At 73.4% G+C, this 25,462-nt stretch carries 18 protein-coding genes and 1 pseudogene; 10 read left to right on the forward strand and 9 right to left on the reverse strand.

The window, feature by feature from the left end; translation table 11 throughout:
• Positions 1-5: 5 nt before the first annotated feature.
• From ACH4PY_RS34745 to ACH4PY_RS34760, 4 genes are all read right to left on the reverse strand, one after another.
• Complete coding sequence (locus tag ACH4PY_RS34745; protein ID WP_398192359.1) at positions 6-1,193, reverse strand: hypothetical protein; 1,188 nt, start codon at positions 1,191-1,193, stop codon at positions 6-8.
• On the reverse strand, positions 1,190-4,738 hold the full coding sequence (locus ACH4PY_RS34750) for a hypothetical protein (protein ID WP_398192360.1): 3,549 nt from the start codon (positions 4,736-4,738) through the stop codon (positions 1,190-1,192). The genes ACH4PY_RS34745 and ACH4PY_RS34750 overlap by 4 nt, the downstream gene beginning before the upstream one ends.
• A 2-nt stretch (positions 4,739-4,740) precedes the next feature.
• Positions 4,741-7,989, reverse strand: coding sequence for a hypothetical protein (locus ACH4PY_RS34755; RefSeq protein ID WP_398192362.1), 3,249 nt, complete (start codon positions 7,987-7,989; stop codon positions 4,741-4,743).
• A 395-nt stretch (positions 7,990-8,384) separates the two neighbouring features.
• Positions 8,385-8,825, reverse strand: coding sequence for a hypothetical protein (locus tag ACH4PY_RS34760; protein WP_398192364.1), 441 nt, complete (start codon positions 8,823-8,825; stop codon positions 8,385-8,387).
• A 388-nt stretch (positions 8,826-9,213) separates the two neighbouring features.
• On the opposite strand from ACH4PY_RS34760, the gene ACH4PY_RS34765 reads away from it, so the two are divergent.
• Positions 9,214-9,477, forward strand: coding sequence for a hypothetical protein (locus ACH4PY_RS34765; protein WP_398192366.1), 264 nt, complete (start codon positions 9,214-9,216; stop codon positions 9,475-9,477).
• A gap of 138 nt (positions 9,478-9,615) precedes the next feature.
• On the opposite strand, the gene ACH4PY_RS34770 is transcribed toward ACH4PY_RS34765, so the two are convergent.
• Positions 9,616-10,965 (reverse strand): DUF3370 family protein, encoded by a 1,350-nt coding sequence (locus ACH4PY_RS34770; protein ID WP_398192368.1) that lies wholly within the window; start codon positions 10,963-10,965, stop codon positions 9,616-9,618.
• Positions 10,966-11,188: 223 nt separating this feature from the next.
• On the opposite strand from ACH4PY_RS34770, the gene ACH4PY_RS34775 reads away from it, so the two are divergent.
• The 9 genes from ACH4PY_RS34775 (at position 11,189) to ACH4PY_RS34815 (ending at position 22,897) form a co-directional block, all read left to right on the forward strand.
• Positions 11,189-12,508 (forward strand): ABC transporter substrate-binding protein, encoded by a 1,320-nt coding sequence (locus ACH4PY_RS34775; protein WP_398192370.1) that lies wholly within the window; start codon positions 11,189-11,191, stop codon positions 12,506-12,508.
• A 111-nt stretch (positions 12,509-12,619) separates the two neighbouring features.
• Positions 12,620-13,498 carry a carbohydrate ABC transporter permease gene (locus ACH4PY_RS34780; RefSeq protein WP_398192371.1) on the forward strand — a complete coding sequence of 293 codons (879 nt, stop codon included), beginning with the start codon at positions 12,620-12,622 and terminating at the stop codon, positions 13,496-13,498.
• Positions 13,495-14,424, forward strand: a complete 930-nt coding sequence (locus tag ACH4PY_RS34785; protein WP_398192373.1) for a carbohydrate ABC transporter permease — start codon at positions 13,495-13,497, stop codon at positions 14,422-14,424. The genes ACH4PY_RS34780 and ACH4PY_RS34785 overlap by 4 nt, the downstream gene beginning before the upstream one ends.
• Positions 14,421-15,197, forward strand: a complete 777-nt coding sequence (locus ACH4PY_RS34790; RefSeq protein ID WP_398192375.1) for a GntR family transcriptional regulator — start codon at positions 14,421-14,423, stop codon at positions 15,195-15,197. The genes ACH4PY_RS34785 and ACH4PY_RS34790 overlap by 4 nt, the downstream gene beginning before the upstream one ends.
• Positions 15,194-16,186 carry an ROK family protein gene (locus tag ACH4PY_RS34795; RefSeq protein WP_398192377.1) on the forward strand — a complete coding sequence of 331 codons (993 nt, stop codon included), beginning with the start codon at positions 15,194-15,196 and terminating at the stop codon, positions 16,184-16,186. The genes ACH4PY_RS34790 and ACH4PY_RS34795 overlap by 4 nt, the downstream gene beginning before the upstream one ends.
• Positions 16,183-17,718: a DUF4127 family protein gene (locus ACH4PY_RS34800; RefSeq protein WP_398192379.1), complete on the forward strand. Its 1,536-nt coding sequence runs from the start codon at positions 16,183-16,185 to the stop codon at positions 17,716-17,718. Before ACH4PY_RS34795 ends, ACH4PY_RS34800 begins: the two co-directional genes overlap by 4 nt.
• Complete coding sequence (locus ACH4PY_RS34805) at positions 17,715-19,481, forward strand: FAD-dependent oxidoreductase (RefSeq protein ID WP_398192381.1); 1,767 nt, start codon at positions 17,715-17,717, stop codon at positions 19,479-19,481. Before ACH4PY_RS34800 ends, ACH4PY_RS34805 begins: the two co-directional genes overlap by 4 nt.
• Positions 19,482-19,550: 69 nt before the next feature.
• Positions 19,551-20,240, forward strand: a complete 690-nt coding sequence (locus tag ACH4PY_RS34810) for an N-acetylmannosamine-6-phosphate 2-epimerase (RefSeq protein WP_398192383.1) — start codon at positions 19,551-19,553, stop codon at positions 20,238-20,240.
• On the forward strand, positions 20,237-22,897 hold the full coding sequence (locus ACH4PY_RS34815; protein ID WP_398192385.1) for a glycosyl hydrolase-related protein: 2,661 nt from the start codon (positions 20,237-20,239) through the stop codon (positions 22,895-22,897). Before ACH4PY_RS34810 ends, ACH4PY_RS34815 begins: the two co-directional genes overlap by 4 nt.
• A 47-nt stretch (positions 22,898-22,944) precedes the next feature.
• Here the strand turns inward: ACH4PY_RS34815 and ACH4PY_RS34820 are convergent, their stop codons facing one another.
• From ACH4PY_RS34820 to ACH4PY_RS34835, 4 genes and pseudogenes are all read right to left on the reverse strand, one after another.
• Positions 22,945-23,307: a fibronectin type III-like domain-contianing protein gene (locus tag ACH4PY_RS34820; RefSeq protein WP_398192387.1), complete on the reverse strand. Its 363-nt coding sequence runs from the start codon at positions 23,305-23,307 to the stop codon at positions 22,945-22,947.
• Between the two features lie 77 nt (positions 23,308-23,384).
• Positions 23,385-24,173 carry a glycoside hydrolase family 3 protein gene (locus ACH4PY_RS34825; RefSeq protein WP_398192477.1) on the reverse strand — a complete coding sequence of 263 codons (789 nt, stop codon included), beginning with the start codon at positions 24,171-24,173 and terminating at the stop codon, positions 23,385-23,387.
• Positions 24,174-24,296: 123 nt separating this feature from the next.
• Positions 24,297-24,521: pseudogene (locus ACH4PY_RS34830) on the reverse strand (glycoside hydrolase family 3 N-terminal domain-containing protein); the annotation flags it as partial.
• A 69-nt stretch (positions 24,522-24,590) separates the two neighbouring features.
• Positions 24,591-25,271: a hypothetical protein gene (locus tag ACH4PY_RS34835; RefSeq protein ID WP_398192389.1), complete on the reverse strand. Its 681-nt coding sequence runs from the start codon at positions 25,269-25,271 to the stop codon at positions 24,591-24,593.
• Between the last annotated feature and the right edge of the window lie 191 nt (positions 25,272-25,462).

Genomic DNA, 25,462 nt, shown 5'->3' on the forward strand with positions numbered 1-25,462 from the left:
GGTTCCTAGGGTGCGGGGGCCAGCAGGACGAGGTCGCGCGCGGTGAGAAAATTGCCCGGTGTGACCGGCCGGAGCTTGACACGTTGTTTCACCCCCAGGGTCGCGTGCAGCGTGATGACGATGTCGGCCATCTTCGTGTTGATGAACGGCGAAGGCGCAGCCGGTGCACCCGACGCCGGAGACCGCCGCTTCCTGCTCAATCGCTTCTCCGCCTCATCGAAATAGGAGACGGTGGACCAGATACCTTCAGAAACGGTCTTGTTCTCCCATTCGTCGGCCGCCTCGACGAACGTCGCGTAACCATGAGAGGAAACACCGCTGACCACTTTCACGTTGTCCACTCCCCCCCTGAACCGGTCGAGAACCTCGAATACCGGATGATCGTGCCGATTACCAGGCCCCGCGCTGGCACCGAGGTGTTGCGGGCGCACAGTCTGAGCAAACCGGTCAAAGTTCTCCCACCTGCCGCCGCACCGGGTCACCGCGGTGGCCCGTGCCCCGTGGTGCGGAGCAGCGAGTACCACCACATCCCTCAGGGGATGTCGCTCATTCGGCTCCCCGACCTGGTCGTGGATCCAGCCCATCGTGTGACATGTGATGTCGCCGGGAAGAACCGCGATCAGGTGCGGCGCCGAGGACACGTCCTCCACGACGACGACACCGGAGGACTGGTTCTTCTCCTTCTTCACCGTTGACGGCATATTCATGAACAAGATACGGAAGAAGACTTTCTTCTTGTATTGGGCAATGCATGTCGGGGACTTGGCCCAGTAGTCACTGCGCGGATTCAAATCGAACTGCAGCGAGCCGGTATAATGCACACGCTGCGCGAATTCCAACACGTCGGGCTCGCTCTTATCTGGGTCCCAATTTACTCCGCAGCGATAAATTTCCTTCACCTTGACACCAGCCGCTCCCAGCCGCTTGCCCAATTCGGGAAGAAGGTTGATGTGGTCCTTGTCCTGGTGGGAGAGGACGACGAGGTCGAGTACTGACGGCTTCCTGGCCAAGACCTTGTCCGTGACGTACTTGATTGCCCCTCCGGTCATCCCCGGCACATTGATGTCGTCGCTGCCGCAGTCGATCAGCGCCAGGAAGTCGGCAGGCTGCGTAAGGTCCCCCATGTCGTAGACCTCGACCAGGGTCATCGCGCCCTGGCCGCAGGACAGCATCGTCACCAGCGTCAGGCTCATTGCCCTGCGCCTCCTTGCGTGGAGCGGAGCGCCGGACGGCGGCGGGCCGTCTCCGCGCGGGTGGGCGGTGGTGCGGGGCGCCTCGGGTCGGTGTCCGAGGCGTAGGCGAGATACCAGCCGACCTTCGACGGGCCCGACCGGTCGGGGTTGCCGAAGAGGATCACGTCGTTGTGGCCGGGCGGGAAGGCGAGGCCCAGCAGGCGCAGGGCGAAGTCCCGCAGGCGCAGCGTGTACGTCCGCGGCGTGCCGGTTGGCTGGTCGGTGAGGAACTCCACCGACCGGAAACCCATCGTCACCACACCCTGCAGCGGCAGGGTGACGCCGACCAGGCCGTCGGTGCCGGGCAGCCGGACGCCGAGGTAGAGGCCCGGCTCGTCGTCGGGTCCGCCGGGGCTCCACGCCGCGAGCACCCGGAGGGTGAGGGCCTCGCTGCCGGCCAGGGCGCCGAGTGTGCCCAGGTCGACGGTGTAGTCCAGGCCGTACCAGGGCTGGGTCAGCGCAGTCTGCTCCAGCGGTGCCGTGACGGAGACGTAGCCGAGGTCGGCGGGGAGGAGTGCGGGGGGAGGATCGCCGGCCGACAGTGCCGGGTCGGCCGTGCAGAGCAGCCCGGCGAGCCGGACGGGGAAGCGGCTGACCAGCGAATCGGGGCGCGCGGTGCTGTTCGCGGTGTCGAACGACAGGTTGCCGTCGCGCAGCGAGAAGACCGTCGAGCCGGCCGGGTCACCGACGGCGAAGGACATCGCGACGGCGAGACCGGCGAATCCCAGACGGCTGCCGCCTTCCTCGGTGCCGTCCGCGCCCGGCCCCCAGCAGAACGGGTCGAAGGCCGCCGGTTCGGAGAACCGCAGGTTGCCGGACATCTGGAAGACGGCCTCCGCGGTCGGCCGGCCGGAAGCGGGATCGGCGGCCCTGACGGTGACGAGCTGCGTCGACAGCAACTCGACGCTGCCCAGGACGGGCCCTTGGAGCTGGAAGGTGTTCTCCTCCCCCGCCATCGAGAAGGCGTACGCGTCCTGTGCCCCGCCGCCGGGCAACTGCTGGCGTTGCAGGGAGCCGTCGAGGAGGACGTTGTTGCCGTGGCTGGTCTCCAGGAGGCGGGTGGCCGCGCCGAACAACCGGTTGACCAGCAATTCCACCCGGCTGGTGAACGTGGTGACCAGGCTGTTGCCGATCCCGACCGCCAGGCGCAGCACGCGGAAGGCGAAGGCGGTGTCCTCGGTGAAGTACTGGTCCTCGGGGTTCTGGTAGTCGATCAGTCCCGACATCGCCGACCTGTCGAAGGCAGGCCGGCCCCCGACGAGCCGGAACGGCGTGACCGGCATCGTGAAGTGGTGGGCGCGGAAGGCGCCCGCGTCGATTCCGGCGCCCAGCACCTGGAGCGCGGCGGGCAGTTGATCGAGCGGCACTTCGGCGGACAGGGCGAGGATGCCCGTCCAGTCCGGATCCCGGACGAGTGCGGCGAAGTCCGCGTACGGGGATTCCGGGGGCTCGTCCGCCGCGGCGGCGACGACCGCGTGGAGGGCCGCCTGGGCGTCCGAGGGACGGCCGGTGCGCGAGGCCGCCTCGGGCCAGGCCCAGCAGGAGGTGTCGGCGACGAGTTCGGTGACGCTGCGGCCGAGCCCGAACTTCATGATCAGATAGGTCGACGGCCCCCAGTTGTCCGGCGACAGGCGGAACTGCCAGCCACCGGCGTCCGCGGTCATCAGGCCGGCGTGGCGGAGGAAGACGTGCGTCTCGTCCTCGGTGATGTCGGCGCATGCTTCGTGGAGGGCTCCGATGAACTCCGTCCGGGTACCGTAGGTCCGGTCGGCCATCGGGCGGACGGCCTCCAGGGTCCCCGGGCGCATGCCGCCGCGGTCGGCCGGGACCGTGGCGATGACGTTCAGTGCCATGGTGGCGAGCAGGTAGCCGACGGATCCGAAGCGGTGGAACTCGTCCGGATCGCCCAGGACCATGAACAGGTCGTTGGTCTGCATCGCCTGCCGGAAGCGCCCCGAGACCGCGGTGAAACGCAGGTCGGGCAGCGGGGCGCCCCCTTCCCCGTCATGACCGATGCCCAGCCAGTTCCACGCGGAGTCGGCGGCCACACCGACCGCGAGGCCCTGCGGGCTGACGCCGATGGTCTCGGCGCCCTCCACGGCGGGCCCGGCGTCCGCGGTGGGCAGCAGCGCGGATCGGCGGGCGGGGGCGATTGCGGACCGCTCCAGGGCGACGGCCGCGGCCACCGCGTCCGTCGCCAGTCCGCGGAAGGGCGCCATCGGGAACACCGCGCCTGCCGTGTCCGCCGCCGGCACCTCCAGGAAGCCGAGCAGGGCCGGTCCGCCTGCCGAGGGACCGGTTCCCCGGTCGCCGCCGGTGTGCAGCGGCGCGTCCTCGGGCTGGCTGTAGTAGACGGCCGCGGTACCGGATGCCGGCGGTTCGACGCGCACCCACGAGGTCGTGCCGAGCGGTGTGAGCGGTCCGTCACCGCGCGCGTAGGCCGGGCTGCCCGGCAGGAAGGTCACCGTGCACCCGCCGGGCGGCACACCGATGTACTCCAGTCCCGACGTACCGCAGACGACCCGGCCCCCGTCCGGCCCGGCATCGAGGGAGAACGGCCCGGCCGGAGTGAGGTAGCAGCCGGAGGCGCCGGGCGCGCCGTCGAAGTACGGGGCGGTGCCGAAGACGAGCCGGGCCGGCGGTCCGGCGGCGGGTCCGGCGGCGAGCGGACGGAGGGTGACGTCGTGTCCGAGCACCGTGGCGTATCCGGACGGCAGCGGGGGCGCGTCGCCTCCCGGAGCCCAGGAGAAGAAGCCCAGCCAGGTGCGGTCGCCGTCGAGTGGCCGCATCGGATCGATCTGCGCGTACATCTCCAGCACCGGTCCGTCCGGCTGGCGCAGAGCCGCGAAGTGGGTGCCGTCCGCGTAGCCGTCGTCGCGTGGGGAGAAGAACCGGATTCCGGCGCCGAGCCGGGCGAAGGCGTCACCGCTGCCGGACGGGAGGTCGAGGGCGAACCGCCACGCACCGCTGTGTCCCGGTTCCATGCTCAGCAGCGTCGTACCGGGCCGGGCCGGGAACCGGTCGGTGGCCGAGGACAGCACCGCGGCGCCTTCGCCGCCGCTGTCGGCGACGGTCAGCCCCCAGCCGGCTTCCGTCCTCCCCGGGGCGACGGCTCCACCGCCGGACACGGCGGCCTGATAGCCGGAGAGAGGGTGGGCGGTGCCCCGCGACAGCCACGTGCCCCCCGGCCCGGGCCGGCAGTCCAGCACCGAGGTGACCCATGCGGTGGGGGCCGCGGCCGGGTCGGCCACCCAGAGGAATCTGGGGGCCCGGCGTGGCGCGTAGGAGGCGATCCACCCCAGCAGGGCCTCCAGGAAAACCGCTTCGTCCACCGCGGGGGCGCCCGGGAAGACGTAGCACCCGCCGGCGTCCTGCCAGGTGCGGGTGAGCGTCGGCGTGTCGCCGAGCAGGCCGGGTGCGGAGGCGAGGAACGCCGCGCCGCCCCCGGCCCGGCCCGTCCAGTACAGGGATGTCGTCCCGCTGCGGGTGAACGTCGGCTCGGCCATGGTCAACCGGCCGTCCCGAGCCCCACACGGTCACCGTGCAGCAGCGGCAGGTCGAGGACGCCGGGGTCCAGTCCGGCCCAGTCCACCGCGACCCTCCAGTCACACGGCCGGTCCCCGGGTGGGACCGCGGCGGCGCGGGCTCGCCGCAGGGTCACCCCGGTCAGAGGCAGAGCGGAGGAAGGGGGCCGCCGTGCGGCGCCCGCCAGGACGTCGCCGAGGGTGGTCCCCAGCGCCACCAGCCGCTGCGCCCCGTCGACCCAGATCCGCACCATGGGGCGGACCACCGCACGTCCCCGCAGGTAGGCCGCCGCGACACCGGGACCGGGTGCTCCGCGGCGGCGGACGTTGTCGGTGGCGGCGTCCAGGGAGCCGAGTGTCGCCCCGGCGAGGAACAGCACGTTCTGCTGCGGCAGCAGTGACCCGGGGGACGTGGTCTGCAGCGACTCGGGCGGGTAGACCACGCGGGTGTAGGGCAGTTGCACGGTCGGGGTGAACAGGTCGAGCAGGCCCCCGCCGCCGTAGGCCTGGCCGGGGCCGGGCGGGACGGGCGGGGGCACCGTCACGCCCGCCTGCGTGAGGGCGTTCAGGAAGGCGTCAAGGCCGGCGGACCACCGCCCGGAGCGGTCACCGCTTGTGACCTCGTAGTCGGCGACGGCGGTCGTGACGTACCCGGACAGGGCGTTGGCCTGCTGGCCGGGAGCCACCTGGTACCCCTCGTACTCGACCCTCACCACGACGCCCGGCCGCAGGTCGAAGCAGCCGCGGTCGAACCGCAGACCGTAGGCGAAGTACAGGCTCTCGGCGAAGGTCTGGGGCACCGCCCGTGAGACCGCCTCACCCAGTGCGGCGACACCGTAGGACGTGATCCCCCGTTGTTCCAGTCCGGCCAGCAACGACGTCCACTGCGGGACCACGTCGTCGCGGACGGTGAAGTCCCACAGGGGACTGTTCCCGGGGATCTCCAGGACGTACGCGTACGGGGCGGACCTGGCCGGGGCCAGTGTCAGGCCGAGCGGCAGGTTCAGTGCACCGGACTGCGGAGTGGCGAACAGTTCGGGCAGGCACAGCGTGATGTCTGCCGGGCCCGACGCCGGCCCGTGCCGCGGCGCGATCGACGACGGGCCGGGAAAGAGCGCCTCGGTCAGGAGCGGCACCGGTGCGGTCGGCAGGCCGCGGGCGAGTCCGCCGGCCATCGCGGCGACGGTGAGGGTCGGGGCGGAGAGCGCGGCCCCTGCGGGCAGTTCGACACGGGCCCGCGGCTCCGCCGTGGTGACCACGACATCCGGCGCGTCCGGGCGGGAGACGACGACCACGTACCGGTCGGTGGCGGGGGCGCCGACCGGCTCCCAGGCCGCTGCCACCGCCGCCCCGTCGTAGGCGACCTCGAGGGCCGCGGGAGCGACGGTCAGCAGCGTGACGGCGTTGCCCAGGGGACCGCTGCCCGCCAACGACACCCCGCGCAACGCCACGGTGGCGGCGTTGGGCACCTCGTCGGGCAGCATGACGACGAGCGGGTTGCTCACACGCATGACGTCGAGGGGGACGGTGTTGTCGGCCCACCGCACGACCGGTTGCAGGCCCGTCAGTGGCGGCCTGGTCGCCCCGGCCCACGTCAGCGTGACCCTGCGGCCGGCGTCGACCGCCGCGCGGGTGATCCGCACGGGGTCCGTGAAGAGGGTGACGGAGGTGACCGGGCCGGTGGCGGCGCCGTCCACCTCTGCGACGGTGGCGGTGGCGGCACCGGGCTCCAGCGGAAGTTCCGCGCCCATCCCCGTCGTCACCACGCCGGACCGGCCGGCCGTTACACGGAAGGTCGCCCCCTCGCGCCCGTCCCAGGCCAGAGCGACGCGATCCGCACCGACCTCGACCGCGGTGAAGCCGACCCGCCCCGTCGGGACGGGAACCGGCTCGCTCCACGGGCCGGCCGCCACGCCGTCCACGGCCCGCACGGCGACGGTGACAGCGTGGGCAGGGGCGGGAACGGGAAAGACCGCGCGGCCGTCGGCGTCCAGCCGCCTCGACGCGGCCGACCCGGTTCCGGTCCGCAGCAGCGCCTCCATCGGCCGGTCCGAGGTGTGCGTGGCCGTCGTGGCGGTGACCGTCAGCCCCGTCCCGCAGACGACCGAGGACACGCGAGGGGCGGTGAGGAGCGCAGGCGCCGTGGCCGCGGGACCAGCCGAGCGGCCCGCGCGCGCACGGACCGAGACCGTGTAGACGGCCTCGGCCACCACCACGTCCGGGACAGGGAGTGACAACGTCGAAGCGGCGCCGGGGGCGGCGGTACGCACAGGCACTCCGTCGCGCAGCAGGGCGAGGTCGTAGCCGGTCGGCACGAGGCCCGGAGGCGGCGTCACGTCCACCGACAGCGTCCTGCCGTCCGAGCGCACGGCGGTCACCCGCGGGGCGGTGAACAGTACGGGAAGCGGCGCCGACGGCGGGCCGGAACCCGCCGCGCCGAGCGCCTGCACCACCACGGCACACGCCGGCCGGCCGCCGTCACCGCCGGCCGTGCCCGCCGGCTCTTCCAGCGGCTCGTCCAACGACGTCGTGACCGCGTCCGTGGTGGTGTGCTGCCAGAGCACGTGTCCACCGTGCAGGACGCTGACCCGGTAGGCCTCCGCGCCGGCGCTCGCGGTCCACTCGGCGTGCAGGCGTTCTCCGGCGAAGCGTACGGCGAGGAGCGCGGGACGGTGGGTGGGGACGGGGAGCCCGGTGCCGTAGGGCCCCACGCTCACTGCGCCGTCGTGACGGCGGACGACCGCGACCGAGGCCACCGCCCACGCGCCGGGTGGCAGTTGCGAAACGGTGGACGTGCGTCCGGTGGCGGGGCGTTCGGCGCCCGTGCCCGCCCCGCCGACATCGAGCCGGACGAGGAACTCGTCCTCTTCAGCCGTCCAGCACAGCGTCGGCTTGCCCGACACGGGATCGTTCTCGACCCGCTCGACGGCGACGGTGTCGGCGACGGCCGGGACTCTGGCGGACCAGCCGCGCGGAGCGCCGTCGGCGCCGAAGGCGCAGACGGCCACCTCGTGCCTGCTGCCGGGCGCGAGGTCGACGGGGAACCGGACGTGCCCCGAGGATTCCGCGTCCGCCTCGGCGACGGGGGACGCCCCCTCGAAGACCGTCACCCGGTATCCGGCCGCGACGTCGCCCACCGGGTTCCAGGTGACGGACAGGGCTCCCCCGTCGTAGCACACCCTCCTGATGACGGGGCCTCTCACCTGCCCCTGGGCGCCGGAAACGCCTACCATGCCCGCCTCCTCCCGGCGGCAGAACCGCCGTGACGCGACCGCCGGCGAGTTGCGTGATGCGCGCCGCTGACAGGAGCTGCCAAGCGAAGACAGCACCTCCGACGGGCGGCCTGCGGCGGCCCACGACACTCGCTGACGGGCACTGGGATTCACTCAAAGGCCTTTGCCACCAAGGCCCGTTGCGCGATGAGACGAGTTATCCCACCCGAGTCGCGAGGCCGGACAGGGGCTGTGTCGAGGTTTCACCCCATCGACGTATTCGTAGCAACGCGTGCCGCCGGGGCGCACGCTCGCGCCGCAGCGCACCCGCCGCAGTCGGCTTCCGCCACCGCTACCGGGCCCGTCCACGACAGGACGAACGACGCGCCCTCAGGACAAGGACGCCCGCACGGAACTCAGGAAGCGCCGGTCGGCCCGGACCTGGTGGCGCCTCCGCCGCCCTGACCGGGTGACGCGTCGCCCTGGTTCTGCTGGTTGCGATGGTTTTGCTGCGCGCCGCACTCCCGACGCTCGCCGTGGCTCGCGATCACGTTCTTTGCCGTGTTACTGACGGCCTTGATTCCGAGATATGCCGTCGTGATAGACGTCACGGCAGTGAACGCACCGGTGGTGATGGCAACGGTCTGCTCGGATGCGGTGGCCCGGGTCACCACCACGGCGGCGGTCAGCACCACCGCGACATCGGCCACGATGACCGCGAACATGCCGCCGAAGGTACGCACCTGCTCGGTCACGCAGTCGGCGGTCCTCACGGACTCTCTGTGGGTGAGGAGCCAGAACACCCCGGCCATCGCCAGGAGGGCGACGACGGCGCCGACGAGGACGTAGATCGCCACTTCCGGTCTCCTCTCTCCCTTGCTCGGGACACACTGCCCAGGACCTCGTCATCGTCTCCTCCGGCCACGGGAGCCGCATCTCGGTCAGCACCGACAGGTTGACCGCCTGCGGCGAGGGCTTCTGCCGGCCGGGAACGCCCCATCGCGGAGAACCCAGGGGGACGGACGCGCCGACGGCGGCCCAGGGCCGCCCCGCTGCGGCGAGCAGGCCCGGAAGGGTGAAGACCGCCGACGGGGGTCGACCCGATGGCCGTCCCGGTCTCGCCGCCCGCTCGCCTTCGGTGAGGGGATCAGCACCGGGGGAGGCCGATGCTGATCACCGAGGAAGACCGATGACACACCGCGCGCCCCGACCGCGCCGGCCTGCCTGCCCGCCGCCGCAGCCCTCGTGCTCGCCGCACCCGTCCACGCCGCCACCGCCCACTCGTCGGCGGCCGCCCCTGTCCCCACCGCCGCCTCCGCGGCGCTTGCCCCGCGGACCCTCGCGGACCTCGAGACCGCGATGCGCGGTGAGGCCTACGCGAACGCCTCCCACACCTTCTACGCCGCACGGGCCGACCGTGAGCACATCCCCGTGACCGCGACGGTCCACCGCACCGCGTCCACCGAGCTGAGCTTGTTCTTCATGGTCCGGCCTGGTCACGTTCGATGACGGTGGCGGGACGTCTGGTCGTTCTGCCCACGTCGTAGCGGGTGGCGGGGCGCCGGTTCTTCGAGCCGGACGGGCGCCCCTGCCCGGCCCCCCGTGACCTCCCGCGGGGGCACCGCGGGAGGTCACGGGGCCGGTGGGTCACACGCTTTCGAGCAGCAGTTGCGAGCCCGCGGTGATGAGGCCGGGTACCTCGAAGTCCAGCTCCACCAGGGTCCGGCCGCCCGGTGGGAGCAGGAAGGTGCCCAGCGGGCAGCGGGGGGCCGTGGGGCGGACGTAGACGGTGGTGAGCTGCGGGGTGCCGCCGTCGACGGTGAGGGTCGCGGCGCCGTTCCAGGTGTCACCGGGCACGTCGGTGGCGGCCGTGACGTTGGAGCCGAAGGTCAGGGCCACGGTGCGCGCGTTCTGCGAGGGGTTGGCGAGCTGGAGCCGGACGGCGTACCGCATCCCGTAGTTGCCCCAGCTGCGCTGCGAGGAGTCGGAGAGCGCGGCCACCGCCGGGACGGTCTGGTCCAGCGCGGCCACCTGGCGCTGGGTGGTGTTCACCGCCAGGCCGAGGAAGCTGCCGGCCGCGGGGACGTCCACGCCGACCACGCCGGTGTCCCAGGCCGAGGCGGCGTAGACACCGGCCTCGCGGCCGTAGGTGGTGTCGGTCTGCGGGGCGGTGTTGCCGGGGGCCGCCGTCTCGTCGTGCTGCGTCGAGTTGATCGCGGTGGCGGTGTCGCCGTCGGCGGTGGCCGCGGTGTAGACGTAGACGCCGCCGCCGGTCGCGGTGACCTCCAGCAGGCCGTCGACGATGGACGAGCTGAGCGGGACGACCGCGACCTGCGCCATGGCGCCGGGGGCGAGGACGGTGGCGGGCAGGTAGGTCCGCAGGTTGCCGGTGGCCCAGTCCTGGGAGGTCGCGTAGCAGGGGCCGGTCCCGGCACGCTGGGTCGGGTCCTGGACCAGCGGCTTGTCCCCGTTGGTCCACACCGAGCCGCGCGCGGACACCGTCACCGGCGACGGGCCGGGGTTGGAGACCAGGACGTGCACGTACGCCGTCCGCCCGGTTCCGTTCTGGTGGTAGAGGTAGACCGGGAAGGTGCCGGTCAGCGGGTGGGCGGCGCCTCCGCGGTTGGCGGTGGTGCGGCCGCACTGCGCCAGCCAGCCGGTGCCGGTGAACGTCTCCGGGTTGTTGGAGACGAACATCTGCGGGCCGCCGGCGGCGCCGGGCAGCTGCCGGAGCTGGTCGCGGGGCACGGTGGGGCCGGGCGCGGAGGGCACTCCGGACGTCCAGGCGTCGGAGCCGATCGTGGTCGTGACTGCCTGGCCGTCGGCCAGGCAGTGGCCCGCACGGCCGCCTCGATGCGATGACGAGTGGTCAGTACCACTGCGCGCCGCACTGGTCCCGGCCGCCACAAGCGGAAGGGCCGTTCCGGCCATCAGCACGCCTGCCGCACGGCCCAGCAGCGCCCTGCGTGAGGGGCTGATATTGCTCAGGGGTTCCATGATGCTCCTGGTGAACGAGTAGTCCGGGCAAGGGGCGCGCCCGTAAGTCCACTTGGATACCAGGCTTCTCGCGCTACCAACAGTGGTAGGGAGCAATCTGCCCTTCATCACAGCTTTGCCCTTGACTAGCTGGGAGTTTCGATGAAAACGTGCGGCAAGTGGTCGCTACCAATTGGAGCGACATGACCGTGGACCTTGTGGTCTCCACTGTCCGAGGAGAGACATGCCCAGCAGCAGACGCCTGCACCTTGCCGCCATCGGGACCGTCGTGGCACTGACCGCCACGGCCTGCGGCCTGGGGTCGGGCTCTTCGTCGCAGAACTCCGGTCCGGCCGCGGGCAGCGGCAAGGTCTCCGGCACGATCACGCTGGAGACGCTGCAGCTGAAGCCGACCTTCACCGACTACATGAACAAGGTGATCGCCGCTTACGAGAAGTCCCACCCGGGCACCAAGGTCAAGTGGGTGGACATCCCCTTCCAGGGCGCCCAGGAGAAGCTCACGACCGACGCGACAGCCGGCGCGCTGCCCGACGTGGTGAACCTCAACCCGCAGTTCGCGCAGGCGCTGGAGGCCAAGGGCCTGTTCGTCGACATGGACGCGGCCGCGGCCGGCGTCAAGTCCGACTACGTCCCCGGGGCGTGGAGCGCCTTCACCGTTCCCGGCACGTCCGGTGCGTACGCGATCCCGTGGTACCTGACCTCCGAGGTCACCATGTACAACAAGCAGCTGTTCGGCAAGGCGGGGCTCGACCCGAACTCGCCGCCGTCGACGTTCGACGAGCTGCTCGCCGACGGCCGCAAGCTCTCCGCGGCCGGGCACGGGTCGTCCTACGGGCTGCACCCCGCGCTGGAGAACCGCTTCGTCACCGACCTGGCCAAGCAGGGTGTCCCGCTGCTCGACAGCACCGGTGCCAAGTGGACGTTCAACACCCCCGCGGCCGTGGCCTATCTGCAGAAGCTCGTGGACGCCTACAAGGACGGCGTCTACCCGAAGGACTCGCTGACGCAGGACCACAGCAAGGAGACCGAGGCCTACCAGGCCGGCCGTATCGGCCTGTTCCCGTCCGGGCCCAACTTCCTGACCGTGGTCAAGCAGAACGCGCCGGCCGTCGCCGCGCAGACCGGAGTCGGCCCGCAGATCACCGGCGCCGACGGCACCACCAACATGTCGGTGATGGGCCTGCTGGTCCCCAAGAGCAGCAAGAACCGGACGACCGCGCTGAACTTCGCCGAGTACCTCGGCAACGCCGAGAACCAGCTGGCCTTCAGCAAGATCGTGACGATCCTGCCCAGCACCCTGTCGTCCCTGAAGGACCCGTACTTCACCTCGGACGGTGACGGCTCCGTGGACGCCAAGGCGCGCAAGATCTCGGCCGCCCAGATCGCCAAGGCCAAGAACCTCGTCCCCGTCCAGTACGACGCCCGCGTCACCGCCGCCGTCATCGGCAAGGTCCAGCTCGCGCTCCAGGGCAAGCTGTCCGCCAAGGACGCGCTGGACCAGGCCGTGGCCGCCGCCGACGCCATCACCTCTGCCGCCCGCTGACAAGCCGCCCGTGCGCGTACGCCCCCCGGCCGCGCACGGGCGCGCTCCCGACGACACCGTGCGCGCACCGCCCGAACCGACAAGCCCGACAAGCCCGACAAGGAGGCCCGCGTGACCGGCCGCCGCTGGTACGTACCCTGGCTGTTCCTCGCCCCGGCGCTGGCCATCGCTGTGGCCTTCTTCCTGGTCCCCTTCGCCAACACCGTCGTGCTGTCGTTCACCGACGCCAGCACCCTGGGCGGCGGCCACTTCACCGGGTTCGCCAACTACCACCGGCTGTGGCACGACCCGCAGTTCTGGCAGTCGGTGCGCAACACCGCGCTGTACATCGTGGTGGTCGTGCCGTGCATGGTGGTGCTGCCGCTGCTGCTGGCCGTCCTCGTCCAGCGGCGGGTCGCCGGTATCGGCTTCTTCCGCGCGGTGTTCTACTCGCCCGTGGTCGCCTCCATGGTGGTCGCCGGGCTCATCTGGTCGTGGCTGCTGTCGAGCGACGGCCTGGTCAACGCGGCACTGCGCGGCCTGCACCTGGTGTCGGAGCCGGTGCCCTTCCTCACCGACTCGCACTGGCTGCTGTTCAGCTCGATGGCGATGACCGTCTGGAAGGGCCTCGGCTACTACATGGTCATCTACCTCGCGGCCCTTGCCAACGTGCCCGCCTCCCTCCTGGAGGCCGCGCAGGTGGACGGGGCGGGCGCGGTACGGCGCTTCCGCAGCGTCACCCTCCCGCTCGTGCGGCCCACCATGGTGCTGGTGGCGACGCTGTCGGCGATCGCGTGCGCGAAGGTCTTCGCCGAGGTCTTCACCCTCAGCGACGGCAGCGCGGGCCCCGGCGGCCAGGCGCGCACCCTCGTCTACACCATCCGCGAGACGGGCCTCGGCCTCGGCGGCGAGGCCGGGTACGCCTCGGCCATGAGCCTGGTGCTCTTCCTGGGCACCCTCGGCCTCTCGGTCGCCGTCACCCGACTCAACACCCGGGAGGACCGGGCATGACCTCGCTCGACACCCCCACGGCCCGCCGCTCCCCGGGCGGCCCGCGCCGCGGACCCGGCGGCGCCCCCGGGCGGCCGGCCGCGGCGGACGCCGCGCGGCGCAGGCGCCGCGCCGCCGGGCTCGCGGCACGCTACCTGCTGCTGTGCTGCGTGCTCGCCCTGACGGTGGGTCCGTTCCTGTGGCAGCTGTCCACGTCGCTGAAGGGCGCCGGGGAACGGGTCTTCGGCTATCCGCCGCAGCTCCTGCCGCACCACCCCACCCTGCACCACTACACCGAGGTCCTGCACACCGTGCCGGTGCTCCGCTACGCGGGCAACTCTCTCCTGGTGGCGCTCGGTTCGGTGGTCACCAACTGCCTGTTCGGCTCGATGGCCGGATACGCGCTGGCCCGGATGCGGTTCCGCGGGCGCGGCATCGCCGTCGGCGTCTTCCTCGCCACCATGATCATCCCCTTCGAGAGCATCATGGTCTCGGAGTTCCTGGTGGCCAGGGACCTGCACCTCACCAACAGCCTCCTCGGGGTGATGCTGCCGCTGGCCGCCTCCGGCCTGTCGGTGCTCCTGATGCGCAACGCCTTCAGCCGGCTCCCCCGGGAGGTCGAGGAGGCCGCGCTGCTGGACGGGGCGGGCGAGATGCAGCGGTTCTTCCGCGTGGCGCTCCCCTCGGTGGGAGGAAGCCTGGCGGCGGTCGCGATCTTCAGCTTCGTCTTCGCCTGGGACGACTTCCTGTGGCCGCTGGTGGTCCTGTCCGATCCGGCGAAGTACACGCTGACGGTCGGCATCCAGTACCTGTCCGGCACGTTCACCGACGACCAGCGGGTGGTCGCGGCAGGCACCATGATGGCCGTCGTACCGCTGCTGGTGCTCTTCTTCGCGCTGCAGCGGTTCTTCTTCCGGGGCGTAGGCGAAGGAGCGGTCAAGGAATGACAGGGAACACCGAGCAGGAGCCCGCCACCACCTCCGCTTCCGCGGGGACGCAGGTGCGGACCGTCCGCGAGCCGAAGCACGAGGTGCTGCGCCGACGGCTGCTGGACCTGGTCGAGGCGGCGCAGGCACACCAGATGCTGCCGAGCGAACGCGAACTGATGCAGCGTTACGACGTCAGCCGGGTCACCGTGCGCCGCGCCGTCGAGCGCCTGACGCAGGAGGGGCGGATCTACCGCGTGCAGGGCGCGGGCACCTTCGTCGCGGAGGCGGAGACGATCAGCAAGTCGCTGCGGCTGACGTCCTTCTCCGAGGACATCCGGGCCCGCCGCATGGTGCCCGCGGGCACCCTGCTGGTCATGGAGCGGGTGCCGGCCGACGTCGACAACGCGCGGGACCTGTTCGTCGAGCCGGGTGCGCCGCTGGTGCACCTGGAGCGGCTGCGGACCGCCGACGGAGTGCCGATGTGCCTGGAGAACGTGTGGCTGCCCGAGCACCTGGTGCCCGGTCTGCTCGACGAGGGCGCGCCCGACTCGCTGTACGACGTGCTCGACCGGCAGGGCGCGGCGCCGGAGGCGGCCGACCAGACGGTACGGGCCACGGTCGTCGACGCGGCGCAGGCCCGGCTGCTGAAGGTGCCGCCGCAGTTCCCCGCCCTGCACGTCGAACGGCTCACGCGCGACGCCCGCGGCCGGGCGGTCGAACGTGCCGTCAGCCTGTACCGGGCCGACCGGTACGACTTCCACTTCACCATCACCCGGGAACGGCATCCATGACATCCCCTCACCCGCCCTCCCCCGGCGGCACGGACGTGCTGGCCGTGGACATCGGCGGCACCAAGACGACCGCCGCCGTGGTGACCGCCGGGTATCGCGTCGTCGCCACGGTGACGGAGCCGACTCCGGCGGGCGACGGCGGCCCGGCCGTCCTCGCCACGGCGCTGCGGCTGGCCCGGCGGGCGCTGGCGCAGGCCGCCGCCGCGGGTCCGGCGGGCGTGGGCGTCGGCACCGCGGGCGTCGTGGACGCCGGCGGGCGGACGGTCACGGCCGCCACGTCGGCGCTGCCCGGCTGGGCGGGAACGCGCGTCGCGGACGCCTTCGAGGAGGAGTTCGGGGCCCCGGCCACCGTGCTGGGCGACGTACAGGCGTTCCTCGCCGGTGAGATGGCGGCGGGGGCGGCCCGCGGCTGCCGGAGCGCGGTGGCCGCCATGGCCGGCACCGGCGTGGGCGGCGCCGTCGCGGTCGGGGGCGCGGTGGTGCGCGGCACGCACGGCGCCGCGGGCCACCTGGGGCATGTGGGCGTCGAGGCTGCTGCCGGGCTGGTCTGCCCGTGCGGCGCCACCGGCCATGTCGAGGCGGTCGCCTCGGGTCCCGCGATGACCGTACGGGGCCGGGCGCTGCTGCCGGGCCGGGACCTGGCCGACCTGTCGGACGTGGCGGCCCTCGCCCGCGGGGGCGTCCCGGAGGCACGGGAGGTCCTGACGGCGGGCGGGGCCGCGCTGGGCGGCGCGCTCGCCGGTGTCGTGTCGGTCCTCGACCCGGACGTGGTGGTCCTGGGCGGCGGCGTCCTGGCGTCCGGCCCCTGGTACCCGCGGGCCGTCCGCGAGGCGGTGCGGACGCGCACGCTGCCGTCGCTGGCCGGCGTACGGGTCGCGACCTCCGTACTCGGCGGCACGGCCGTCCTGGTCGGAGCCGCCGCCGAGGCGCGCCGGACGGCCGCCGTACCGGACCGGACCCTCACCCCGTCCGCAGGAGGACGCTCATGACCCCCGGCCCCGGCGGCACGCGCCCGCGCGTCGCCCTGCTGCCCCTGGACGAGCGCCCCGCGTGCACGTCGCTGCCCCGCATGGTCGCCGCCGTCGCGGGCGTCGACCTCCTGCTGCCGCCCGCCGGGATCCTGCCCTCCGTCCGCGAGCCGGGCGACCCGGCCGCGCTGGGCGGGTGGCTCGCCGGGCAGCGTGCCGACGCGGCGGTGGTGTCGCTGGAGATGCTCGGCTACGGCGGCCTGATCGCCTCCCGGACCTCACCGGCCGACGCCGGTACGGTCGCGGCACGCTGGCAGCCGCTGCGCGAGCTGGGCCGCCGGGGCACCCCGGTGCACGCCGTCACGCTGGTCACCCGCACCCCCGACTCCGCCGACGCGATGGAGGAGCCGGACTACTGGGATCCCTACGGCCCCGCCCTGCACCGGCTCTCCGCGGACCTCCACCGCGGTCTGGCCGGTGACGGAGGCCCTGGGGAAGACGCCGGTGTCCCCGACGAGGTGCGCGCCGACTTCCTCACCCGCCGGCTCCGCAACCACGCGCTCAACCTCGCCGCCCTGGAACTGGCCGCCGACGGCACCGCTCGCTCCCTGGTGGTCGGGGCCGACGACACCGCCCCGCACGCGCTCGCCACATGGGAGCTGGAGCACCTGAGGCGCTGGACGTCGGTCGCGGGCCTGGCCGACCGGGTCTCGGTACGGCCGGGGGCGGACGAGGCGTGCACGGTACTGGTCGCCCGCACCGTACGCGACCTGCTCGGCACCGGACCGGTGCGAGTCGCCGTCGAGGCGGCCGACCGCGCCGGGCTGGACCGGGTGGCCGCCTACGAGAACGTGCCCGTCGCGGCCACCGCCGCCGGGCAGCTGCACGCCGCGGGCGCGGTGCCGCTGCCGCCGGGGGCACCGGCCGGCGGCCGGGACGCCGTCCTGCTGGTCCACACCCCGGCGCCCGGCGGCGACTGGGCCGTCAGCCCGCCGGGCAGCACGGACGAGCGGGCCGCCCGTGCGGTCGCCGACCGCGCGGTGGCGCTGCTGGACGCCGGGGCGCGGGTCGCGGTCGCGGACTGCGCCCAGCCCAACGGCGCGGATCCGGCCCTGGTCGCCGCGCTCGGCGAGGCGGGCGTGCTGGAGCGCCTGACGGCCTACGCGGGGTGGAACACCGCGGGGAACACCCTGGGCACGGTGGCCGCGCACCTGGTCGCGTCCGTCTCGGCCGAACGTGCCGGGCGGCTGGACGTGCCGGCCCACCAGCGGCTGCTGCTGCACCGGCTGGTGGAGGACTGGGGCTGGATGTCCCACGTGCGCGGGCGCACCCGCGCCGCCCTGGGCAGCGACCCGGCCCGCCACGACCACGTCCCCGCCGGCCATCCGGCCCTGCGCGCGGCGGCCGCCGAACTGGCCGCGCTGCGCGACCGACTGCCCGCCTTCGGCGGCCTGGCCGTGGACCGGCCCTCGGTACGCCTGCCCTGGCACCGCACCTTCGAGATCGACTTCTCCCTCGTCCCCGGCGAACCGCCGCAGGAGCCCCAGCGATGACCTCTTCCCCTCCCCCGCGCGTCCACGCCGACGTCGCCGTGATCGGCGGCGGCCTCGGCGGGGTGGCGGCCGCCCTGGCGGCCTGCGCCGCCGGCCGCACCGTCGTCCTCACCACCGACCAGGACGTGCTCGGCGGCCAGATCACCTCCCAGCTCGTCCCCGCGCTCGACGAGCACCCGCACGTCGAGCGGGGCGGGATCTCGGCCTCCTACCGCGGGCTCCGCGAGGCACTGCGCGCGCGGTACGGCGGTGTCGCCAACCCCGGCGGCGGCTGGGTCAGCCGCCTGTGCTTCGAGCCCGCCGCCGCGCGGGCCGTCCTCGCCGACCTGCTCGCACCGCACGTACGGGCGGGACGGCTGACGGTGCTGACGGGCCTTCGCCCCGCCGCGGTGGTGCGCGAGGCGGACGTGGTCGGCGAGGTGCGGCTGGAGGCGGTGCAGGGTCCCGGGCACGACGTCACCGTGGCCGCCGAGGTGTTCTGCGACGCCACCGAGACCGGGGCGCTGCTGCCGCAGGCCGGAGCGGACTGGGTGGTCGGCTCCGAGGGGACCGAGGCTTATGGCGAGAGCCTGGCGCTGCCGGGCGGGCCGCGCCCGCACGCCGTCCAGTCGTGCACGGTGGGCTTCGCCGTGGAGCACCGGCCCGGCGAGGACCACACCGTGCCGCGGCCCCAGGGTTACTCGCGCTGGCGGGACGGCCAGCCGTTCACCCTGGAGATCGCCGGATGGGACGACCGCAGGCACCGCTACCGGATGTTCACCGAGGGGCCGGACGGCCATCCCCCGTTCTGGACCTACCGGCGGCTGCGCGACGGCGGCGTGCTCGGCGGCCCGGACATCGCCCTGATCAACTGGTCCGGCAACGACTACGCCGACGCCTCGCTCGTCCACGAGCCGCGGCGGGCGACGGAGGAGGCCCGCGCCCTGTCGCTGGCGTTCCTGCACTGGCTGCAGACCGAGTGCCCGCGCGACGACGGCAGCGGCTTCGGCTACCCGGGGCTGCGGCTTTCCCCCGAGGCCGCCGGCACCCCGGACGGCCTGGCGGCAGAGCCGTACGTCCGCGAGTCGCGCCGGCTGGCCTCCGCCCGGCCGGTGCGCGAGCAGGACCTGTTGCCGGTGCCCGGACGGGCTCGGGCGGCGAACATGCCCGACTCCTGCGGGCTGGCCTCTTACCATATGGACCTGCACGCCCGGGTCGGTCATCCCGGCTCGGCCTACGCGCCTACCGCGCCCTTCCAGATCCCGCTGTCGGCGCTGGTCGGCTCGCAGCCGGTCAACCTGGTGGCGGCGGCGAAGAACCTGGCCGCCACCCAGGTCGCCGCTGCGGCCTACCGCGTCCACCACGGCGAGTGGGCGGTCGGCGAGGCCGCCGGCACGCTCGCCGCCAACGCCGTCCGCCGCGGCCTGACGCCGCTTCGGGCGGCCACCGACCCGGCCGCGCGCGTCGGCGTCCAGCAGGACCTGGTACGCGCCGGCGTACCGCTGGCATGGCTGCTGGACGTGCCGCCGGAGCACCCCGTGTTCGCGCACGCCCATCTGCTCGCCGCCGCCGGAGGCCTCGCGGGCGAGCGGCTGGCAACCCTCGAAGCCCAGCTCGGGCGGCCTGTGGACGAGGCCGATGCCGCGGCCCTGACGGGCGCCGCCGGGCGCCTCGCGCCAGGCCTGGAGCCCCCCGCGGTGGCCGTGGGCTCCGCGTGGCCGGACGCGGTGACCGCGCTGGGCACGGCGGTCCACCGCGCACTCGACGTCAGCACCGCACGCTGAGAAAGGCATTCTGTGCACCCCAACGAAGGATCACCGCCCCACCACCTGGCTCCGGCCCGGCAGTCGCCGGTGCCAGCACTCGCCGGCAGGCTGGTGGTGTCCTGCCAGGCCCTGCCGGGTGAGCCGCTGTACGGCCCGGTCCACATGTCGGCCATGGCCCGGTCGGCGGTGATGGGCGGCGCGGCGGCCGTGCGCGTGAACGGCCCCGAGGACGTGGCCGCGGTGCGCGGCGCGGTGGGCGTGCCGGTCATCGGCCTGTGGAAGGACGGTGCGGAGGGCGTCTACATCACCCCGACGCTGCGCCACGCGCTGGCCGTCGCGGAGGCGGGTGCCGACATCGTCGCGCTGGACGCGACCGGCCGTCCGCGCGGCGACGGCCTGGACATCGCCGCCACGTTCGCGGCGCTGCACGCGGCCGGGGTGCTGGTCATGGCGGACGTCTCGACGCTGGAGGAAGGGCTCGCGGCCGCCGCGGCGGGCGCCGACCTGGTGGCCACGACGCTGTCCGGCTACACCGACGCGAGCGCGCCCTGGGCCCCGGCCACCGGCCCGGACCTGGACCTCGTCGCGTCGCTCGCCGCGCGAACCGGAACCCCGGTCGTCGCCGAGGGCCGCATCGCCACCCCCGAACAGGCCGCCGCCGTCCTCGCGGCCGGCGCCCACTGCGTCGTCGTCGGCGGCGCCATCACCCGACCCGCGGACCTGACCCGGCGGTTCGTCACCGCGCTGGCCGCCCACCCCACGGAGAGCCCCGTATGAGCACCCCCGCCGCCCGTCCCGGCACGCCCGCCGTGGACTGCCATGTCCTCACCCATGTGCACTGGGACCGCGAGTGGTACCGCCCCTTCGAGGCCTTCCGCGCCCGGCTGGCCGAACTCGCCGAGCGGGTCTGCGACGAGCTGGACGACGGCCGTATGGCCTCCTTCCACCTCGACGGCCAGACCATCGTGCTGTCCGACGTCCAGGCACTGCGTCCCGACCTCGCGGAACGTCTGCGCGACCACGCCCGCGCCGGCCGGCTCACGCTCGGCCCCTGGCACGTCCTGGCCGACAACCAGCTCGTCTCCGGCGAGAACCTGATCCGCAACCTGCTCACCGCCCGGCGTTGGGGCGCCACGGCCGCGGGCCTGTCGCCCGTCGGGTACTGCCCCGACACCTTCGGCCACCCCGCCGACCTGCCGCGCATCCTCACCGGCTTCGGCATGGACACCGCCCTGGTGTGGCGCGGCGCGCCCGACGGCATTGCCCGCTTCCGGTGGCGCTCCCCCGACGGCTCGGAAGTCTTCGCGGTGAACCAGGGCTACCACGCGGCCGAGGTGCTGTGGCCGGAGCCGGACGGCGCGCAGGGCCGCGTCCTGCGGCTCAAGGAGTTCGCACGGGCGGAGCGGGACCGGCTTCCCGAAGGCCCGTGGCTGCTGATGAACGGCGGCGACCACCTGGCACCCTCCGACCCGGTCGCCGCCCTGCGGGACGTCGCTGGAGCGGCCGCGCAGGAGCAAGTGGAACTGCGGCACAGCACCCTGGAGGAGTTCTTCGCAGCCGCGCGGGCCGCTGCGGACGAAAACAGCCTGCCGCTGGTCGAAGGCCCCCTGCGCCACCGGCCCGGCCGGCTGACGTTCATTCTGCCGGGCACGCTGTCGGCCCGCGGCTATCTCAAGCAGGCCAACGCCGAGGCACAGACCCTCCTGGAACAGCGCGCCGAACCGCTGCTCGCCCTGCACGCGCCGGACGACCCCTCGCTGGCCGCCGACCTCGACCATGCCTGGGAACTGCTGCTGCGCAACTCCCCGCACGACTCCATCTGCGGATGCAGCGTGGACGAGGTGCACCGGGAGAACGCCACCCGCTTCGAGCGGGTACGGGAGGCCGCCGGCCATGTGGTGTTGCGCGCCCTGCACGCAGCCGGCCTGGACACCCGCCAGTACGGGGCCCCCGCCGACCGCGAACTGTGCTTCGCCGTCCTCAACCCCAGCCCGCAGGAAGCCGGCGGTCCGGTCACCGTCGAGATACTGACCGCGCCGGGCACCCACCCGGCCGCCGTCCTCGACCCGGACGGTGTCGAGATCCCGTTCGAGACGGTGCCGCTCGGGCCGGAGACCGCGTTCGAGGCGGACATCGACCTCATGCCGGACTCGCGGGCCGCCTTCCGTCACCGGGTGGCCCTGCTCGCCCGCGGTGTGCCGGCGCTCGGGCACGCGGTGTACACCGTGCGGCTCGCCGACCGGCCCGCAGAGGCGGCGCAGCCGAGCACCGAGCAGGACGAACGCACCCTGTCCCTTGTCGGCGGCGCCGACCTGATCGCCTCCGACGACGCCACACTGTGCCTGCGCCTGCCCGACGGCACCGAACTACCCGGCCTCGGACGACTCGTCGACGAGGGCGACCGCGGGGACACGTACAACTTCGACCCCGTACCGGGCGACGCCCCCGTCACGGCCACTCTGCGCTCGGTGCGCCGCCGCACCTCGCCGGTGCGTACCGCTCTGGAGCTCGACGCCGAGCTCATGCTGTCCAGCGGGCTGACCCCCGCGCGCGACGCCCGCAGCACCGAGATGACAGCGGTCCAGGTCCGCGTCACCGTCACCGCCTGGCAGGAAGCCGACGCTCCCCTCGAATGGGACGTCCGGTTCGACAACCCCGCCGACGACCACCGCCTGCGCGTCCATTTCCCGACCCCGTCCCCCGCCGGGACGTGGACCGCCGACACCCACTTCAGCCTGCTCGACCACCCCGTCGGCCCGGACATGGGACCGCTGCCCACACAGCCCGCGCACGAGGCCGAGTACGGCGCGGTGCCGGTGCAGACCGTCAGCGCGGTGGGCAGTGGTTCGGGGCGAGTTGCCGTGGCGGCTGCCGGGCTGCACGAGCGGACGGGGCTCGCCGCGCCGCACACCGCTTCCGGCAGCGAGGAGCTCGCCATCACCCTCCTGCGCTCGGTCGGCTGGCTCTCCCGCTTCGATCTGGCGGCTCGCACCACCGGGGCCGGCCCGATGCTGGCCACACCGGAGGCCCAGTGCCACGGCCCCCAGCACTTCCGGCTCCTGCTCAGCGCCGGGCAGCAGGCAGCGGGCGACGCCGGCCTCGTCCGGCTGGCCACCGCGGTCAGGTCCCCGCTGTACGCGGTGCCCCTGCGCCCGGGCACCGCGCCGGTGCCCCGGTCGCCGCAGTCGCTCACCGTCACCGGCGCCCCGATGACCGCGCTCAAGCCGGCCGAGGACGGGCAGGGCGTCATCCTGCGGATCTCCAACCCCACCCGCGACCGGGTCAACGTGCGCCTGACGATCCCACCGGGGATGACGGCGCGGCAGGTCCGGCTCGACGAGTCATCCCTCCCCGGGCGGCATCCGGTAGGCACCGAGCTGCGCCTGGCCCCTTACGCCCTGCAGACGTTGCGCCTGACCCACGTCTCCGGCTGACACGGAAAGCGTCCGGCGGCACTGCCCTGCCACAGCTCCCCGGGCGCTCAACACGCCTCGGGCGGGAAGCCGGCCCCGCTCAGGACGACGCGGACAACAGCTGCCGCGGGGTCGCCGCAGTGAGCCGCGGCCTCCACCCGGTAGGTGCCGGAGGGGGCGGCCCAACCGTCGGCGTGCCGCCGCTGCAGGGGGCGCAGGCAGGCCCGGACCGAGATCCTCCGGGCTTCGCCGGCGTCGAGGTCGAGCCGGGCGAACCCGAGCAGGGCGCGGACGGTGTCGTCGAAAGGACCGTCCTCCCGGGCGGCGTAGACCTGCACGACATGGCTGCCCGGGCGGGATCCGGTGTTGGTCACCAGCACGGAGACCTCGGCTTCCTCCCGCTGGCCGGCGTCACCGGTGGGCGCCGCCATCCGCAGGTCGGACAGTGTGAAGGACGTGTAGGACAGGCCGAAGCCCGGTGGGTGTGCCGGCCGCAGTCCGCGGCGGTTCAGGAGACGCTGTCCGTGCCAGAGGTCGTACTGAGCGACGCGTGCGTCCCGGTCGAAGTCCGGCAGGTGGTCCGGGGTACTCGGGAACGGAAGGGGAGCCGGCCGGCGGCGTCGCACCGTCCCAGCAATACGTCGGGAAGGGCGTTGCCGCCTTCCATCCCGGCGTACCAGAGCATCAGCTGGGAGGGGGCCTGGTCGCGCCACCGCCCGGTGAGGACGGGGCCGGCGGCCACGATGCCGACGACCGTGCGCGGGTTGGCGGCCGTCACAGCCAGGATGAGTTCCTCGTCCTCAGGGCGCAGGGTCAGCCGGTCGTCGGCATCGTGGCCGCCGGTGCTGAAGCTCCCGATGATGCCGGCCTCTCCGCCCAGTGGCGTCTGGCCGGTGTTCCGCTCCTGGTCCGGTCCCTCCGATGCGCCCTCCGCGGTGGAAGCAGGCGGCAAGAGCTCCAGGAGTTCGGGGTCGGTGAACAGTTCGCTGCTGACGTACTCGCCTTCGTCGTCAGCGGTGTGTCCCACGACCACGAGCGCCGTGTCGGCGTCCGCCGCGAGCCGGGCCGCGGTCTGAACGTCCTCGCCGTCGGTATACACGACGTCGGTGGCCGGCAGCGCGGCGTGCAGTCCCTGGAGGAAGGTGACTACCTCGGGCGCCCTGACGTCGGAGGATCCGTGGTCGCCGGTGTTCGGGAGGTCGGCAAGGCGGCCCACCGCAGCCACCTGGCGCAACGCGTCCCGGTCCCACGGAAGGACGGGCCGCCCGTCGACCGGCTCGCTGCGGAGCAGCACCATGGACCGGGCAGCAGCGGCGCGCGCCAGAGCACGATGGGAAGGACAGGCGACGACCTCCGGTCCGGGCACCGGCGTGCCGTGGTACCGGGCGGCGGAGCTGAGCTGAGTGGCGAGGATGCGCAGCGCCGAGCGGTCCACGTCCTCCCAGCGTGCGCGGCCGGCGGCCAGGTCGCCGGGCAGGTGCCGGAACCGCTGTTGGCGGAAGGGGGCTTCGATGTCCAGGCCTGCCGACAGCGAGGCGGCGGCGTCGCGCAGTCCGAAGACGAAGTCGGAGATCACCACGCCTTCGAAGCCCCACTCCTCGCGCAGCACGTCGGTGAGCAGATCGGGATGCCGGCCGCACCACTCGCCGTTGACCGTCGACGGTGAAGCGGGCGTTCTCCATGCTGTTGAGCGCGAAGTGCTTGGCGCAGGCCATCACGTGGCGGCGCACACCCGGGTGAGGACGGCCCCCATGGCGCCGAGCAGCAACGGGTCCTCGCCGTAGGCCTCCTGGATGCGTCCCCATGCGGGGTGCCGGGGCAGATTGACGCACACACCCGCGAAGAAGTCGCCTCCCTGGGCCCGTACCTCCTTACCGATCGCCTCGCCTATCCGCTGTGCTCCAGCTCGGTGTCCCAGGTGGCGCCGCGGGCCATGGGGACGGGGAAGGCCGTCGAGGAGGTCGAGTCTCTCCGCGGGCGTCGTCTGCTGGAGCAGCCGCAGCGCGGACTCATCGGCCGGGGCACCGGCACGCACGTCTGCCGCCGCTTCTTCGAAGGCGCTGGACGACGGCGTGGGCATGGCGTTCCTCGGGGGTGTAGGCGGATCACGTGCTGCGGAAGGCGGGACCCCGGAGGGCCCGCCGGAGCGGGAGTCCGCCGGCTGCAGCGAGCCGCACGCCGTGACTGCCGGTGCGTCCTCGGTGAAGTAGTTGTCGTCCATGGCGGGCATCTCACCGATGATCACGGGGTTGTCGTCGTCGTTGTAGAAGGACGGGCCACGGTTCTCCCAGGGCGAGAAATCGTAGCCGTCGCCCTTCTCCCAGTCGTACCAGTGCACCTGGTAGAAGTCGCTGTAGGCGTAGGGCTTGTCCGCGTCCGGGACCTGGGCTTTCAACGCGTTGTCGCTCCAATCGCCTTGATGCGCGCTCGGTCGGAGCGAAGGTCGGCGTCAAAGCAGGTGGCGTGCGAACGCTCGACGTGCTGCTGGACATGGTGGGGCGACGGCAACGGTGGCGATGCTGGACGACGCCCGCGTCTCCCGGCAGGGGGCCGTCGTCGTCGGCCCAGGGAGGTGAGCGGGGAAGT

Origin of the sequence: Streptomyces sp. NPDC021224, assembly GCF_044332905.1 — a bacterium.
GTDB lineage: Bacteria > Actinomycetota > Actinomycetes > Streptomycetales > Streptomycetaceae > Actinacidiphila.